Source organism: Agarivorans sp. B2Z047, from assembly GCF_023373605.1.
Lineage (GTDB): Bacteria > Pseudomonadota > Gammaproteobacteria > Enterobacterales > Celerinatantimonadaceae > Agarivorans > Agarivorans albus.
In genome coordinates this window covers 1,679,889-1,695,653 of sequence record NZ_CP088080.1, presented here as the reverse complement: position 1 = coordinate 1,695,653, position 15,765 = coordinate 1,679,889, and the positions used below count along the sequence as shown (strand labels likewise).

Here is a 15,765-nt window from a genome sequence, read left to right as displayed (position 1 = left end):
CTAACCTACCACCTTGTAATCAGGCTTTTTAATCACGTTACTTCCCTTATCAAGTCTGTGAAAATTAAATACTGGCCTATCACCAGAAAAATCTATTAAACAGACATAATTACAGGGGTCGTCCCCCGGCAAATCAGCTATGTCTACACCAGAGCTACCCAAAGCAATAACCTTAAAACTGTGTTCTTTAGACTCGCCTTCTAAGTCTTTCATAGGATATTTTTTTCGGGTGATAGTTGTTGCAAAGCACTTGTGCATGTGTCCATGTAAAACATAGTCAACCTCATGCTCCACAATCCACTGCATAAGCCTTTCAGCATCGAGAGTTACACTGTACCTAAAATCTAGATAAGCATCCTCTGAGCTGTTTACGGGAGTCAAGTGGTGATGCAACATGCACATTCTCAGAACCCCCTTTGGCTTGGGGTTATTTATGATTTTGGCGTCATCTTCATATGTCCACCCCATCTGGGATGCGATATCTTTTAACTGATCCTCACCAACGAAGCCAACCCCCATGAACGTGCTTTTAACTTGTTGAAGTAAACAAGAATTAATGGACGCAATTTCAACTAACTTTTGTCCACTGAGTAAGAATTTTCGCCCTTGAGCCAAATTCTCTTCTGGAGCCCTTTTAAACACGTTTTTGTAAAAATTTATATAGTTAGCTTTACTTGACTCGTGATATTCTTCAACTAGGCGCTGGCTGTTTTCTCGGTCAAATTCACCATGAATAGCCTCATATTCTTCTACACTGAGCAAACCTACATCATGGTTTCCGGGACATATCGCTATGTCGTCAGGTGTGAAGCTCTGTGATGAACTTATATCTTCTATGAAATTTTCAGCTTGCTCGAAACCACCTTCTTGCGACTGCCAAGTTATATCTCCGGAAACGATAAGCCCTGCACATTTTTCACCACTAGAATACTCTCGAATAAGCTGATCAATTCGAGTAGAGAGGCACTTATGTTGCACATTGTCATCAAAGGGAAAACTGTGCTTTCCATTGCCATCATCAAAGTGAATATCGGACAACCAAGCAATTAGGGGACTCCCCCTCTGCGAAAACCTTTCCACAAAATTGTATGGTATATAATGTGTAGCTAAAGATTCGTGTTCAAAATCTCCTGGTATCTTCTCGCGAATTTTCCAGATGGTTCTATCTTGCTTCTTTAGTTCTTTTGGAGAAAAAATTATCTTATTAAATAGTTGCTCATCTTGATCTCCTAGAGTCTTCTCATATAAAGATTCTAACTTCTGATAGGAGTAATTCCTTACTATACGCTCCTCATCAATCTCCGTCAGATTGGTAAGCTTTAGCCAACCCAAACACTTCTCATCTTTGTAATATTCAGGTGTTTGGGCTTCACTAGGCGAATTCTTTGGAATTGTTCCGCTAATACCTGAGCAGATCTCAACAAGAAGGGATGAATAAAATTTGTACTGCCCACTGTCGAAGAAGAACACTTCTAGCGGCCCGTTTTCAATTGCTGTACCTAGATCGAAAGTAGGAAACCTTTCTCCTTCCTTTGCCCACCAACCCCACCAAACAAAGTCGTGTAGCTCAATAATTTCCTTGTGTTCTTTAACTGTGAACCCCTGCTTTTTCCCTAAATCACGAAATCGGAAAAGATAAGTCCCTGGCATGGTCTAATATTCCTTGTACAGATAATGGTCTTGGATTAAGGCTGCAAACATATCAGCAATTAATCACCAAGAAGCAAAAGAGTCAATTGAGTTTGTTGAGCACATGCTAGGAGCCCTCCGGAAGAAGGCTGACATTATGGAGTGTCAGCCTTCTTTGCATTCAGTCTACAGTAGTTTCCAACTTCAATTGCAGTTTCCAACTACAATTCCGCAGTTTCCTACTTCAATTGACGTGATCAACTAGTACCAAACAACTTAGAAAACTAAGATTAGACAGGAGCACATCAAGTTTCAGTTACCACGAACATCTAATTCCAAATTGGTAACGTAAGTTGCTTGAATCCGTTCACCATAGCCCACCAGCCACTTAAGCCGTTGATACATAAGAATTACATCAGATTGTAAAAAATCACACTGTAAGTAAAACCTACATTTTGCCTTGCATCAAATCTATTGGAGCTATATATTTATACAGTTACTGTATAAATAGTCAGGTAAGGATATGCTCACTCAATTAAGCGTACAAAATTTTGCGATTGTTCGGTTTCTTGAACTCGACCTACACCAAGGTATGACCACCATCACTGGTGAAACTGGTGCTGGTAAATCTATTGCCATTGATGCGTTAGGCCTATGTTTAGGCAATCGCGCCGAAGCCTCAGTAGTTAAGCAAGGGGCGGATAAAGCCGAAATTAGTGCTCAATTTGATTTAAGCAATAACCAAGGTGCCCAGCTTTGGCTGCAACAAAATGAACTGCTAAGTGATGATGAGTGTATTCTACGCCGAGTAATCACTAAAGAGGGACGATCGAAAGCCTATATTAATGGAACAGCGGTACCCGCTGCGCAGTTAAAAAGCTTGGGCCAATACCTTGTCAGTATTCATGGCCAGCACGCCCATCAACTATTATTAAAACCAAGTCAGCAGTTAAGCATTGTTGACCAATATGCAGCTCACCCTCAACTTATCCAAGATGTAAAACAAGCCTATCAAGCTTGGAAAAGTTTATGTAACGAGAAAGAGCTAGCAGAACAACAGCAAAATGAATTGGCTGCACAACGTCAGTTACTTGAATACCAAGTCAAAGAGTTAGATGAATTCACCCTACAGCCGGGCGAATACCAAACTATTGAGCAGCAGCATCAATGTTTGTCTCATAGCACCGAACTACAACAATCTAGCTATCAACTTACTCAGCTACTTGGCCACGATGAGCAAGTAAACGTATTAGATATGCTAGGCCAAGCCTGCAAAACAACCAGCCAACTGCTCGAATTAGACTCTAAACTAGATGCAATCAATAACCTATTGCACGAAGCTCAAATCCAAGTAGAAGAAGCCACTCAGCAGTTAAGTAGTTACAGTGAGCAATTGGATTACGACCCAGAGTTATTTGCAGAATTAGAAGAGCGTTTAAGCCAAGCCTTAGAGCTTGCAAGGAAACACCAAACAAACCCAGAACAACTGCCAGAGCTGCATCAACAGTTACAACATCAACTAGAACAACTAAGCCAACAAACAGAACGCTTTGAACACCTTGCCGAAGATATTGATAAGGCATGGCAACTATATTTAGCTAAAGCCAACAAGCTGTCTAAAAGTCGTGAGCGCGCCGCTAATAGCTTAAGCAAACAAATCACCAAAGAAATTCACAAACTAAGCATGGCAAAAGCCCAGTGTGAGTTTTCTTTACAAAGTGATGAGCAATTTACCAACGCCAACGGTATCGACCGAGTTGAACTACTGGTGCGCACTAACCCAGGCCAACCGATGCAGGCCATCGAAAAAGTCGCATCCGGCGGCGAGCTCTCACGCATAGGCTTAGCTATTCAGGTAATTTGTTCTGCCAGTATCTTAACTCCAACACTGATTTTTGATGAAGTGGATGTGGGTATTAGTGGCCCAACTGCTGCAGTAGTTGGCGGCATGTTGCGCCAGCTAGGTAAACAATGCCAAGTATTGTGTGTCACCCACTTACCGCAAGTTGCAGGCCACGGCCATCAACAAATGCTGGTAAGCAAACAGCAAAAGAAAAACGAAACGATAACAAACATGCAAGTCTTGGATACAGAACAACGCCTTGGAGAACTAGCCCGCTTGCTTGCAGGTGATGAAATTACCGCTTCGGCGCTAGCAAACGCGCAAGAATTATTGATTAAGGATTGAATTCTTAGCATTCCAAGCTTCTTTTTATGGCAAGGCTTAGTTATGATGCTTGCCTTAACAAGGAGCTTCGATTCACATGCGTTTTACTGCCAAAATTTTTGTTCTACTAGCCAGCATTGGCCTAAGTGGCTGTTCTGCCTTCGACTGGATGGTATATAAAATTGATATTCCACAAGGCAACTACATTGACGATGCCAAAGTAGAACAGCTCCGCATTAACATGACCAAGGAGCAGGTACGTTTTGTACTAGGTACTCCAATGTTAATTGACGCCTTCGATAAAGAACGTTGGTATTACTTATACAGCTATCAAAGTGGCAACGGTGATTTTGAAAAGCGCGATTTAGTGATTCAATTTGTGAATGACCACTTAGCCTTCATCGAAGGTGACTACGAAGTCAGCGAAGACTTTATGCAACCGCTCGACGCTGGTTAAATACAAAACATCAGTAAAAAAGCCAGATTAATCATCTGGCTTTTTTACTTCTAGCTATCAGCTTTTTTCGCTTTTGGCCTGCCGCCAGTTACCTTACTGGCTCGCCCTTCTGCTTTGGCCCGCTCGGCACGAATTTTTCGCAACTCTTTAGGGTCTGCTATCAATGGGCGATATATTTCAACTCTATCACCATCTCGTAACTCCTGAGCGAGTTTTGCTGCTCGGCTAAAAATCCCAACCGAGGCCTTCTCAGGCTCAATTTCAGGAAAATGCTGCACGATGCCAGATTGATGAATGGCCTCCAAAATACTGCATCCCTGCTCTACCTTTAGCGCCAACAATACTTGATGCTCTGGCAAGCCGTAAACCACTTCTACATTTATTAGATCCGACACCGTTAATATACCTGCTTGGCCCGCTCAACAAAGGCTTGCACCATATTGCCGGCTAATTCATTAAATACACGGCCAAACGCCGCCGCTATTAGTTTGTTGCTAAACTCAAAATCTAAATCCAACATCACTTTACAAGCTTGCTCGTCCAAGGCCACAAAGTTCCATACCCCAGTTAACGATTTAAACGGACCATCCACTAATTTCATTTGAATGGACTGATCTTCAGTAAGGATGTTTTTAGTCACAAACTTATTTTTTATGCCCGCTTTGGCAACCCCAACTTCAGCTACCATGCTAGAAGTACTTTCTTCTAATATTTCACTATTCACACACCCAGGTAAAAACTCGGGGTAGGCGTTTATATCATTAACTAATTGGTACATTTGCTTAGCGCTAAACATCACTAAGGCACTACGGTTTACTTGCGGCATGAACCCACTCTTTCATCAAATCTGCACACATTTTATCATTAGCTGAGCTAATCCGCACATTATCAGTTTTAAAGCCCCGCCGCATCGGTATAATAGCCGACATGAGCAAGAAAAAATCAAAATCAAAAGCTGGTTCCAATACCATCGCGCTAAACAAAAAAGCGCGTCATGAATACCGTATCGAAGACAAATTTGAAGCGGGTATGGAACTACAAGGCTGGGAAGTAAAATCCATGCGAACCGGAAAGGTAAATATCGCCGAGAGCTACGTATACGTACGCGACGGTGAAGCCTTTGTTTCTGGTTTAAACATTCAACCACTAATTTCAGCCTCAACCCATGTTGTGGCAGACCCAACACGCATTCGCAAACTGCTTCTTAATCGCCGAGAGCTAGATAAGCTTATTGGTGCGGTTGAGCGCCAAGGCTATACCATTGTTGCAACAGCTTTATACTGGAAAGGCTCCTGGGCCAAACTAGAAGTGGGCTTAGCCAAAGGTAAGAAAGACCAAGACAAGCGTGAAGATGAAAAAGATCGCGAATGGCAACGTACTAAAGACCGCGTAATGAAGCACAGCTTCAGATAGTTTTACCCTATTGGGCAAATAAGCAGCGTTTGAACAGCACTGTATATCCGCACGCCGTTGGCTTGTGTTACAATGTTTGAGAAATTCCGGGGCTGAATTGGATTCGACAGGATCAGGAAGGCTTGTGGAGCATGTCGTGGGGCGGTTTGCCACGTAAAAAGCCGCAAAAAAATAGTCGCAAACGACGAAAACTACGCACTAGCAGCTTAATAACCTGCTAGAGCACTTCTACCCTAGCTTCCGCTTGTAAGACGGGGAATCATAGAAGTTCAAACCCAAACAAGATAGCGAGGGATGCTTTGACTAGAGAGCTGAACCGCGAAATAGAATTCTGGTATGTTAGTAAGTGGCGTGTTTGTTCGCAGCTTGCTAACGAGAATAAAGACAAACTAAGCATGTAGCGCCATTGGTTAGAATGGTTTTGGACGCGGGTTCGAAACCCGCCAGCTCCACCAATTCTACAAACGAAGACACCTAAGGGTGTCTTTTTTTGTGCCTCATATTTACCGCCCAAGTTATGTAAATCTAAATATTCTTCTGCCCTTTTGTTGATATAACTTGATAAACTGCGGCTAACGACAGCAGCAAGATTATTTGTGGCAGCGTTACTGCACGCCCAACAGTGTATTTGGGTTTATAAAATGGTGGATTAAGTGTTTCTTTTAGTAAGTTTTTTGTGTCTTGCTATTATTGTTTCATTTTTGTGTTCTGTGCTAGAGGCGGTACTACTTAGCGTTTCTCCTAGCTATATTCAGCTGCAACAGCAGCAATATCCTAAAGTTGCAGAGCGGCTCGCCAAGCTAAAGGCGAGTATCGATAAGCCGCTGGCGGCGATTCTTACCCTAAACACTGTTGCTCACACTACCGGGGCCGCTGGTGTGGGTGCACAAGTAGCAGAGCTTTATGGCTCACAATACTTAGCCATTTCATCAGCAATTATGACGGTACTGGTATTAGTATTGTCTGAAATTGTGCCTAAAACCTTAGGAGTAACTTACTGGCGCCAACTTGCGCCGTTTGCCTCTTGGTTGCTGCCATTAATGATTAAAGTGTTTTACCCTTTTGTGTGGTTAAGTGATCGCATCACTGCACGTATTGGTAAACAGCAAGAAGATTTTTCAAGCTTGCGTGACGAAATTAGTGCTTTAGCCGAACTTGGCCACCAGCAAGGTGTGATTGAACAAGGGGAATCGCAAGTATTACGTAATCTACTTCAACTAGAAAAGTTAAAGATTACTGAAGTGATGACCCCGCGCGCGGTAGTGCAACGTGTTGAACTAAACAGCACCGTGGCAAGCTTTGTTGAAGAGCACTTAAGCCAGCCGTTTTCGCGTTTTCCGGTATACCAAGGCGAGCGCGACAACTTTGTCTCTTACGTGCATAAACAAGATGTTTTAGGCGCTGCTGCAAGCGGCAATGGCGACACACAAATAAGTGATTACTCGCGTAAGTTGCTAATGCTGCCAGCTAGCGTAAGTGTTAGGCATGCTTATCAAAGCTTGTTACAGGCTCGAGAGCTTATTGCAGCGGTAGTGAACGAATACGGTGAAGTACAAGGCTTGCTTACCATGGAAGACATTATTGAAACCCTGTTAGGCCAAGAGATTACCGACGAAACCGATGCCATTGAAGACATGCAACGCTTAGCTCGCTTCCAGTGGTTACGCCGTTTACGCAGCAAAAACCAACGCTATAGTCGATAAGTTCTAACGAGCCTAGAAGCAAACGTAACTTTAAGTAAACAAAACTTTAAGCAAACAGCCAATCTTCAAGCGCTAAAGTCGACGGTTTTAGCGCTTTTTTCTTATTTATTAAGCTGTTCTTTAGCTGCCTCTACTTTGGCAAAGTCTAAACCTAATTCTTCTACTGCTTCTTTAATCAAAGCTGGGTTCTGCACCACCTGTCCCATCAGCAATTGCAATTGTTCTTGAGGCAAACCTAATTGGCTAATAGTCGCCATAGCAGCAAGGGGGTTTTGAGTAAGCACTTCAAAAAGCTCACTGATTTGCTGGTCACTAATATTGTTCTCTCTCAACATGGCAAGAATTGGGTTCATCACATTACCTTTTAGACTAAATAAAATTAGGCGACAGTTTAGCTTTGTAGCTATGGAATTGACCAGTACTCATAGCAACTACTTTGTAGATTACGGGTTGAGTATCTCGCGATGTCGTTCACAAAAAAGCCAGCGTGGTGCTGGCTCTAATGCATCATGGGGCTAGCATCTAGTAGGTTTTGTAAGGTAAAAACTTACCCGACAACACTACGTTTACCCTATCACCTTTAGGATCGGCTTCACGCTTGATGTCCATCGAGAAATCAATAGCGCTCATAATGCCATCGCCAAACTCTTCATGAATGAGCTCTTTAATGGTGCTGCCGTATACATTTACTACTTCATACCAACGGTAGATAAGCGGATCGGTTGGTACAGCGGTAGGCAGTGAGCCTTTGTAAGGCACAATTTGTAACCACGCGATGGCTTCGTCACTTAACTCAAAAATATCGCCCACGGTTTCGGCTTGGCTTTTATCAAAGGTCATTTGCCCTAAACACGCTGCAGTTGTCCACTCTTTCGATAAACCAATGGCGCTGGCTACCTCGCTCCACTTAATGCCTTTTCTCACCTTGGTTGATACAATTTGTTGAGTTACTTCTTCTCTACTTGATATCATTTTTTTGCTTCCTTCCTTTGATTGAAAAACGAAACAACTCGGTGTTCACCTAAGTAATAGGTACACCACCATAGCCGCTAAAATTGCAGAGATCCCTTGCCATACCGCTACAGGGTTGCGCTCTACCAATGGAGCACGAGCCTTATTCAAAAAAGCTTTGTTGGGTTGGCGTAAATCACAGAGAAATTCGGTGATTTGTTCGTAACGTTTTAATGGGTTTATGTGCAGCGCTTTTTCTAGGGCATCATCAATCCAAGCTGGGATTTCGCTGTCACTGTCAATTACCGATTGATAGCGTAAGCGTTTTTGCGCTGCATGGCTTTTTGCACCCGCCACTTTAGTACCGTAAGGATAGCGGCCGCTTAGCATGTAGAAAGTAATTACTGCCAGCGAAAACTGCTCTGCGCGGGTACTGCCGCCAATACCCAAAAACAACTCTGGCGCCGAATATAACGCAGTGCCTAGCAAATGTTGCTGGGTAATGTCTTGAGTTTGCTCTGCAAGACCTGCGGCCCATACCGAGCCAAAGTCGATGATTTTAATGGTGCCTGAGCTATCAATCATAATGTTGTCTGGCTTAAGATCTTGATGCAGCATATCCATGCGATGAAAGGCACGTAGGCCTTTGGCAATTTGCTCTACAACCTCCCTCACCTTAGCCAGTTCTGGCTTGGGACTATCGGTAATCCATTGGGCTAAGGTTTGCCCTTCTATGTATTCAAATACCGTATAAAGGTAGTTACGTTGGCGCGGGTTGCGGCTTGCTTTTAACACATAGGCACTGTTAATACGCCGCGCTATCCACTCTTCGGTATAAAAGCGTTCTAAATAATCGGGGTCGTCGCGCAAATCTACCGAAGGTGTTTTTAGTATCACTTGCTCGCCGCTTTGTTCATCCAATGCTAAAAACACGTGGCTTCGGCTACTGGCATGAATTTGTCGAACAATGGTGTAGTTGTCTATGCTCATACGAGCACTTAACTCTGGGGGAAAAGGTAAAGTCTCTATTTGCTCTTTAAGCTGCTGAGAGCTTTGTTCTGCTAGTTGCTCTACCTTTATTATTTGTAAGCTTAAGTTGTCGTCGCTGCCTGCCTGATAGGCTTTATCAACAATTTGCGCTGCCGCTGCTTCTAAATCGTTGGCACATTGGGCAATAGTATTGTTGATAAGCTCTGCATCAACAAACTCGTAAACACCATCGGTAGCCAACAAAAAAATATCACCAGGGCTTACGGGCAACGTGTGGTAATCAAACTCACAATATTCATCAATACCTAGCGCACGGCTTAAGTAGCTTTTATTATCATTCACCCATAGTCGGTGATCTTTGGTGAGTAACTCTAAGCCCTGCTGATTGAGGCGATACACTCGGGTATCACCAACATGAAAAATATGCGCCTTATTGCCTTTAATCACTAAAGCACTAAGCGTACAAACATAACCTTTGTCTTTGTCGTAATGGTAAGGGCTTTGTTGCGATTGGCTATATAGCCAAGAGTTGGTGGCGTCTAAAACCTTTTCGGCAGCATGTTGAACCGACCACGTCTCAGAGGTGCAGTAATAATCATCTAAAAAGCTTTTTACTGCGGTTTCACTGGCTATTTGACTCACTTCGCTGCTGCTTATGCCGTCGGCCATCACAGCAGCAAAGCCTTTATGATTGAGTAGAGAGCCACGCGGAGTATAGCTTCCATAACTGTCTTGATTAATGTCTTTGCGACCTTTATCAGAACACTGACCGATGGAGATACTCAGCTGGCTCGTCATCTACAGTCCTTTAATTAAGCGTTGCTGGTAGCCGCTTTGCTAGGCGCTTCAACCGCTGCTTTAGCTACTTTGCGCTTAGGCGCGGTTCTTACGTGGGTGGTGTAAAGTGTTAAACCAGTGAAGGCTAAACCACCTACTAGGTTACCCAATGCAGTTGGAATTTCGTTCCATAGGAAGTAATCCATGATTGAGAAATCACCGCCCATAATCAAACCAAATGGGAATAGGAACATGTTAACTACTGAGTGCTCAAAGCCCATGTAGAAGAACAAGAAGATTGGCATCCACATGGCGATTACTTTACCGCTAACGTTAGTAGAAATCATTGCGCCTACTACGCCCATTGATACCATCCAGTTACACAACATGCCACGGATGAAAATAGTAAACCAACCAGCAACACCATGTTCTGCGTAACCTACAGTACGTGCTTCACCAATGGCGGCAGCTTTAGCACCTACAGCGCCCGCTTCAATGTTAAACCCGTAGGTAAAGATAAAGGCCATCATGAAGGCAACGGTAAGTGCACCAGCAAAGTTACCTAAAAATACAAAGCCCCAGTTTCTTAGCATGCCTTTAACATCAACCCCAGGCCGCTTATCTAACAAGGCCAAAGGCACCAGTACAAACACACCCGTTAAAAGGTCAAAACCCATTAAATAAAGCATACAGAAACCAACAGGGAACAAAATAGCCCCAATGAGGAAGTTGCCTGTATTCACTGCCATGGTAATGGCAAAAATTGCTGCCAATGCCAAGATGGCGCCAGCCATAAAGGCTCGAATAAGAGTATCTCGTGTTGACATGAATACTTTAGATTCACCAGCGTCAACCATTTTGGTTACGAACTCCGCAGGAGCTAAATAAGACATAATATTTCCCTATATTGCTTAAGTAGTAGATAAAAACTGTTGGCTGGTTCTGCTCACCTAGGTTTCCCTTGGCGAGTTCACCTTTACAAGTAGAACGGATTTCGTTGCTTCCTTGCTGCTTGGGCCTGTCCCTGACCTACAAAGGGGAAATTGCAATTGTTAAGCCAAGCGCCACAAAAAACACACAAAAAACACACAAAACCCTAACACCACGGCAACTGCAGCCTGATTTTCAAATACAATGTGGCAAAACAAAAAGTGTTTATTTAACTGGATTTGCACCGAGATGTTGATAATTGCACCAATAAAGGCCAATCAACAAGTTGGTGCAGTAGGCTACTGCCGCAACTCCCCAAGCTTGGGCAGCTCAATGATGAAATTAACCGCTAGCTAACACTTCTTCATGAAACACCATTGGCTTTTAGCACTGCGATAAACTACGCATCAAAAACTGTTATTTTGCTTTAAAGTAATGCCAAACAAGTAAACGCTCGACATGATAGGAAGCACTAATGAAGCCTGAGATGCGCCACGCCATTATGGAAAAAGCCGTAAAGGCCTTACAAGCGGGTAAATATAGCCAAGCCTTATCTACCATTGGCAAAATCAATAAGCTTAAGTCTCAGCAAGACTATAAAAGCCTAGAGTTAGAGGCGTATGTACTTTTTCAACAGCAGAAACTAGAGCGTGCTTTAGCCAGCTATAAAAGTTTATTAGCGCTATGCGAACACCAACAACAACGAAGCGCCACTTACAAAAACATGGCTAAGGCAGAAAAACTACTTGGCTTGTTTTCATCGGCAATTGAGCATTTTGAACAAAGCTTTAGCTTAACTGGTGAGGCAAATAATGCCGATGTAGCTGCAGCTCTGGGCGAGTGCTACTTAGAAGAAGATAGATATCAAGATTTAAGCAGCTTGGCAGAAAAAATGAAAACGTGGCCAGGGCAATTTGCACCAGCTCAAGCATTACTCATCTCTAGCGCTAAACGTCAAAATCAACGAGCGCTCATATTACGCCTAATTGAAGAGTTATTGAGCCACAGCAAGTTTGTAGAAGAGTGGCAGCTAGAATTTTCCATAGACACCCTAATGTTCATTCGCGAGCACCAACAAGCCGAACAATTGTTGCAGCAAGCGCAAATTGATTTTGTAAATAAAGCTTGGATAAGTTTTTATCAGGCAGAACTAAGCGCAAGGGACGGTCACAGCGAACACGTTATAAAGTTGTTGAGCGATGAACTTATTGACCGTCTCGACTTTATGCGCCAAAAGGCGGCTTTTAAACTGCGGGCAGAGGCCTTCGATAAACAGAAAGACTACTCTGCAGCCTTTGCCGATTTTTCGGCCATGGCGAGTTTGAATCACCAACGCGTTCAAGGGCAAACGCGCACAGACAAAGTGGCAGAATTTCAAAAGTTAAACTTGTTTTTCATCAAACAACAAACTGAAGCCAACCAACCACAACCAGCGTTTATGATGGGTTTTAATCGCTCTGGCACGACTCTGCTGGAGAACATATTAGATACTCAGCCGAACATTGTCGCCTTAAGTGAAACACGTTCTATTTATAATTTAACTCAAAGCATCACTAGCCAATTTAATAAACGTTATCCACAAGATCTAGCCACACTAACAGAAGATGAGTTAAAACAATTGCGGGAGGAATACTTTAGCTACATCCAAAGCTTAGGTTTGGCTCCGCAGGCCAATAGTCTTATTGTGGACAAGTTTCCGCTTTATACGGTAGATCTGCCATTCATCTTGCAGCTCTTCCCTAAAGCGAAGATTATCTTTTGTTTACGCCATCCAATCGACACATGTTTAAGTAACTTTCAGCAAAACTCAGCCAATAACCAAGAGCAAGCCTGGCTTAACCAACTAGGCGATTGCTTTAAGCGCTACCAGCAAGTATTCAAGCTGTTTAATCGCTACCAAGCTGAATTAGCCTTAAATATTCATTTTGTACGTTATGAAGACTTAGTTGAAGATGTAGAGAAAGAAGCCAGCAGAGTGTTTGAGTTCCTCGGTATGTCTGCAAACAGTAGCTATTTAGAGTTTGAGAAACACGCCCAACAAAAAATTGTTATGTCTGCCTCAAGTAACCAAGTAGTTAAACCGATTTATACAGAGTCACGCTACAAGTGGCTTAACTACCAACAATTCTTGCAACCACACATTCCCAAGGTGGCCGAGTTTATTGAACAGTTTGGCTACCAGCACGACGCCCCCCAATAGAGCTTTAGGGGGCTTAGCGTTGCACTTAAGCCCCCTAAAATTGGTTTAATCTAAAGGCTTATAAACAAAATTTGCTTTAATAATGCCGTGGTCTGTAGCACCTAGTTGCTCGTAATGCTCATCGTTTAAATGATCGTTAAATACCTCTAAACCTTTAAAGGCCCAAATTCTATCTCGGCTTTTATCGTAGAACTGCTCACTGAGTAATATATGGTCTAAGGATTCAAGCTGGTTATTATGCACATGGGTGTAATAAACATCACGCTGACTACGATATTGCTGCATGGTACCCGCTGAATACAAGGCGTTATCGGCCCCTCCTCGCGCATCTCCGTCTAACAAAAAGCGTGGTTGCTCGGTAAGAATATTCAAGGTGTTGCTGGCTTGGCCATCATTCAAGTCGCCTAACACAATCACTGGCGTATCGGTGTGTTTCATTTGCTCAGTTAAGATCATTCTTAACGCTACAGCCTCGGCGGTGCGGCGCAAAGTAGAGATGGCATAACCCAAGGCATTACGATGCGGTTTATGCTGCGCATCGTCATACCAATCTTCATTATCTATTCGTGTAGGCCGTTTCGACTTAAAATGGCAAACATATACATGTACATTCTCCTCATCGGCATGAGGCTTTATTTGAAAATGCAGTACCGGGCGAGAGAAGCTATTGATATCTAAGTCTAAGGCGCCGGTTTGCGCATCATCCCCTTGGCTGGCTAACTTAAAGCTTGCCGGAAACTGACTAATCCACTCCGCTTGCCCTACCAGCAATTCATTACGCACTGCTGCTGCACAAGCAATTTTACCTTGATGTCCATCGGGCACCAGTAACTGATATTGAGAATCTAACCCAGCATTTTGGAACAAATCCAATAAAGCATCGGCATGCCACAATTCTTGAAAACCCCATAAATCCGCACCAATAGTTTGCAACTGATTTACTAACCAACGCACCTTATTGTCGTACTCGTTTGGCAACCAACCTTGTCGATCCCTATACATAGGTAAATTGGGTCTATTGAGGTTTAAAGTATTCGCTGTTGCTACAGAAAATTTCACTGCCATGGTCTGCTCCGCTTAATTAGTAGTCTCTCATTAAGCAAGTATGGTGCAATTTAGCAGTTTTATTATTGCGGATTTATGATTTTGTTTTTAGGCCAAAATTATAGCAAGCTTTAAGCGGTATAGGGCCTTAGGAGCCAAATGTTTTGCCTACAAAATCTAGCACTCATGAGTTAGCTACTTAGGCAAATGCGCTTTAATTATTTGATACAACTCCGGTCTACGCTCGGCGATCTCCCCTGGGCTTAAGCCTTCAAGAGAATGCGGATACTTTAACCATTGCTTGGTTTCATGCAAATAGTAATCTGGCACTCGGTCGGTTTTATTGCGCTCTGGCTTAAAATACGGAACTGCAACTCGAATATCACTGGGGGTATTTAACCTCGCTAAGCGGCTCAGCTCATTAATAATCGCTTCAATAGAGCGGCCGGTATCGAATACATCATCAACAATCAACAAACGGTCATGCTGCTGTACATGCTTCACCAAGTAGTTGAGCCCAAATACCTTAACCTGCTTTGCTTGATTATCTATCGCTGCAGCGTACGAAGATGTGCGAATGGCAATATTATCGCTAGCAATACCGTGATAAGCCAAAAACTCTTGAACCGCGATACCAATCGGTGCGCCGCCGCGCCACACAGCAATAATAAAGCTAGGTTTAAAACCACTTGCCAATACTTTTTCGGCCAAGCGAAATGAGTCTTCAAGTAGCTCTTGCCCGGTGATGTAAAGTTTGTCGCTCATAATTACCTACGATTAAAACTGACCTTTTGGTCAAAGGTGTAGTATAAAACTATCATTATAGAACTCGTAAACTCAAGGACACTTTTCATGCCAATGAGCCAGCCGACAACCCAACTACAAAAGCACTACTTAGATGAAGACAGCTTGATTCAAGATTCCTTTCGTCTAGCTGTGCATATTTTCGAGAGTGGTTTTCGCCCTACTTTTATCGTTGGCCTGTGGCGCGGGGGCAGTGCTGTAGGCATTTACGTGCAAGAGTGTTTGCAAACCTTAGGAGTTAAAACCGACCATATATCGGTTCGCACCTCCTATCAAGGGCAAGCCAATTATCATCAAATACTCCAAGAGCCCGAGTCAATAAGAGTTCATGGTATTCAGTACTTACTGGAAAACCTAAACGTTGACGATAGCTTATTGATAGTGGATGACGTGTTTAGCAGTGGCCACAATGTAGAAGCAGTGATTAAACGTTTAAAATCGAAGCTAAAACGCAATATGCCTAGCCAAGTTAAAATTGCCACCTTATGGGAGAGACCTAAGTTTAACCAAACATCATTAAAGCCCGATTTTTGCCTACACCAAACCGAGCAATGGCTGGTCTTCCCTTATGAATTAACCGGCTTGAGCTTAGAAGAAATACGGCAACACAAGGGCTTTGTAGCGCCACTGATTAAACCGGAATTATTGGGGTAAAGTTCTTCAGATAAAAATAAAGCGGCTACTAAGCCGCTTTATTTTT

15 protein-coding genes and 1 other RNA gene are annotated in these 15,765 nt (G+C 43.1%); 7 read left to right on the top strand and 9 right to left on the bottom strand.

Going from position 1 to position 15,765, the window contains the following annotated elements; genetic code table 11:
• Complete coding sequence (locus tag LQZ07_RS07750) at positions 1–1,650, bottom strand: metallophosphoesterase (protein WP_152779813.1); 1,650 nt, start codon at positions 1,648–1,650, stop codon at positions 1–3.
• A gap of 502 nt (positions 1,651–2,152) precedes the next feature.
• On the opposite strand from LQZ07_RS07750, the gene recN reads away from it, so the two are divergent.
• Positions 2,153–3,817, top strand: a complete 1,665-nt coding sequence (gene recN / locus LQZ07_RS07745) for a DNA repair protein RecN (protein WP_152779815.1) — start codon at positions 2,153–2,155, stop codon at positions 3,815–3,817.
• A gap of 76 nt (positions 3,818–3,893) precedes the next feature.
• A complete protein-coding gene (locus LQZ07_RS07740) occupies positions 3,894–4,253 on the top strand; it encodes an outer membrane protein assembly factor BamE (RefSeq protein WP_152779817.1) in 360 nt (119 codons plus the stop codon).
• 50 nt (positions 4,254–4,303) lie between these two features.
• Here the strand turns inward: LQZ07_RS07740 and LQZ07_RS07735 are convergent, their stop codons facing one another.
• Together LQZ07_RS07735 and LQZ07_RS07730 are read right to left on the bottom strand one after the other, a co-directional pair.
• Positions 4,304–4,648 carry an RnfH family protein gene (locus LQZ07_RS07735; RefSeq protein WP_249483587.1) on the bottom strand — a complete coding sequence of 115 codons (345 nt, stop codon included), beginning with the start codon at positions 4,646–4,648 and terminating at the stop codon, positions 4,304–4,306.
• 2 nt (positions 4,649–4,650) lie between these two features.
• On the bottom strand, positions 4,651–5,079 hold the full coding sequence (locus tag LQZ07_RS07730; protein ID WP_152779819.1) for an SRPBCC family protein: 429 nt from the start codon (positions 5,077–5,079) through the stop codon (positions 4,651–4,653).
• Between the two features lie 101 nt (positions 5,080–5,180).
• Here LQZ07_RS07730 and smpB point away from each other — a divergent pair, with 101 nt between their 5' ends.
• The 3 genes from smpB to LQZ07_RS07715 all read left to right on the top strand — a co-directional run bounded on the left by smpB (position 5,181) and on the right by LQZ07_RS07715 (position 7,369).
• Positions 5,181–5,666: an SsrA-binding protein SmpB gene (gene smpB, locus LQZ07_RS07725; protein WP_016401009.1), complete on the top strand. Its 486-nt coding sequence runs from the start codon at positions 5,181–5,183 to the stop codon at positions 5,664–5,666.
• A gap of 88 nt (positions 5,667–5,754) precedes the next feature.
• Positions 5,755–6,121, top strand: a transfer-messenger RNA (tmRNA) gene (ssrA, locus tag LQZ07_RS07720).
• A gap of 198 nt (positions 6,122–6,319) precedes the next feature.
• Positions 6,320–7,369 carry a CNNM domain-containing protein gene (locus LQZ07_RS07715; protein ID WP_249483585.1) on the top strand — a complete coding sequence of 350 codons (1,050 nt, stop codon included), beginning with the start codon at positions 6,320–6,322 and terminating at the stop codon, positions 7,367–7,369.
• 101 nt (positions 7,370–7,470) lie between these two features.
• Here the strand turns inward: LQZ07_RS07715 and LQZ07_RS07710 are convergent, their stop codons facing one another.
• The 4 genes from LQZ07_RS07710 to LQZ07_RS07695 all read right to left on the bottom strand — a co-directional run bounded on the left by LQZ07_RS07710 (position 7,471) and on the right by LQZ07_RS07695 (position 10,980).
• Positions 7,471–7,722, bottom strand: coding sequence for a DUF2999 family protein (locus LQZ07_RS07710; RefSeq protein WP_152779821.1), 252 nt, complete (start codon positions 7,720–7,722; stop codon positions 7,471–7,473).
• Between the two features lie 169 nt (positions 7,723–7,891).
• Positions 7,892–8,341, bottom strand: coding sequence for a cyanase (gene cynS / locus LQZ07_RS07705; protein ID WP_152779823.1), 450 nt, complete (start codon positions 8,339–8,341; stop codon positions 7,892–7,894).
• Positions 8,342–8,386: 45 nt separating this feature from the next.
• On the bottom strand, positions 8,387–10,108 hold the full coding sequence (locus LQZ07_RS07700) for a bifunctional protein-serine/threonine kinase/phosphatase (RefSeq protein ID WP_152779825.1): 1,722 nt from the start codon (positions 10,106–10,108) through the stop codon (positions 8,387–8,389).
• A gap of 14 nt (positions 10,109–10,122) precedes the next feature.
• Positions 10,123–10,980: a formate/nitrite transporter family protein gene (locus LQZ07_RS07695; protein ID WP_016401003.1), complete on the bottom strand. Its 858-nt coding sequence runs from the start codon at positions 10,978–10,980 to the stop codon at positions 10,123–10,125.
• Between the two features lie 512 nt (positions 10,981–11,492).
• Between LQZ07_RS07695 and LQZ07_RS07690 the strand changes: the two genes are divergently transcribed.
• Entirely contained in the window at positions 11,493–13,217 is a 1,725-nt protein-coding gene (locus tag LQZ07_RS07690; protein WP_152779827.1) for a sulfotransferase, read from the top strand.
• A 45-nt stretch (positions 13,218–13,262) separates the two neighbouring features.
• Here LQZ07_RS07690 and LQZ07_RS07685 read toward each other — a convergent pair whose 3' ends face one another.
• Positions 13,263–14,282 carry an endonuclease/exonuclease/phosphatase family protein gene (locus LQZ07_RS07685; RefSeq protein ID WP_152779829.1) on the bottom strand — a complete coding sequence of 340 codons (1,020 nt, stop codon included), beginning with the start codon at positions 14,280–14,282 and terminating at the stop codon, positions 13,263–13,265.
• Between the two features lie 174 nt (positions 14,283–14,456).
• Entirely contained in the window at positions 14,457–15,026 is a 570-nt protein-coding gene (locus LQZ07_RS07680; RefSeq protein ID WP_152779832.1) for a phosphoribosyltransferase, read from the bottom strand.
• 93 nt (positions 15,027–15,119) lie between these two features.
• On the opposite strand from LQZ07_RS07680, the gene LQZ07_RS07675 reads away from it, so the two are divergent.
• Positions 15,120–15,719 carry a phosphoribosyltransferase gene (locus tag LQZ07_RS07675; protein ID WP_371923305.1) on the top strand — a complete coding sequence of 200 codons (600 nt, stop codon included), beginning with the start codon at positions 15,120–15,122 and terminating at the stop codon, positions 15,717–15,719.
• Positions 15,720–15,765 lie beyond the last annotated feature (46 nt).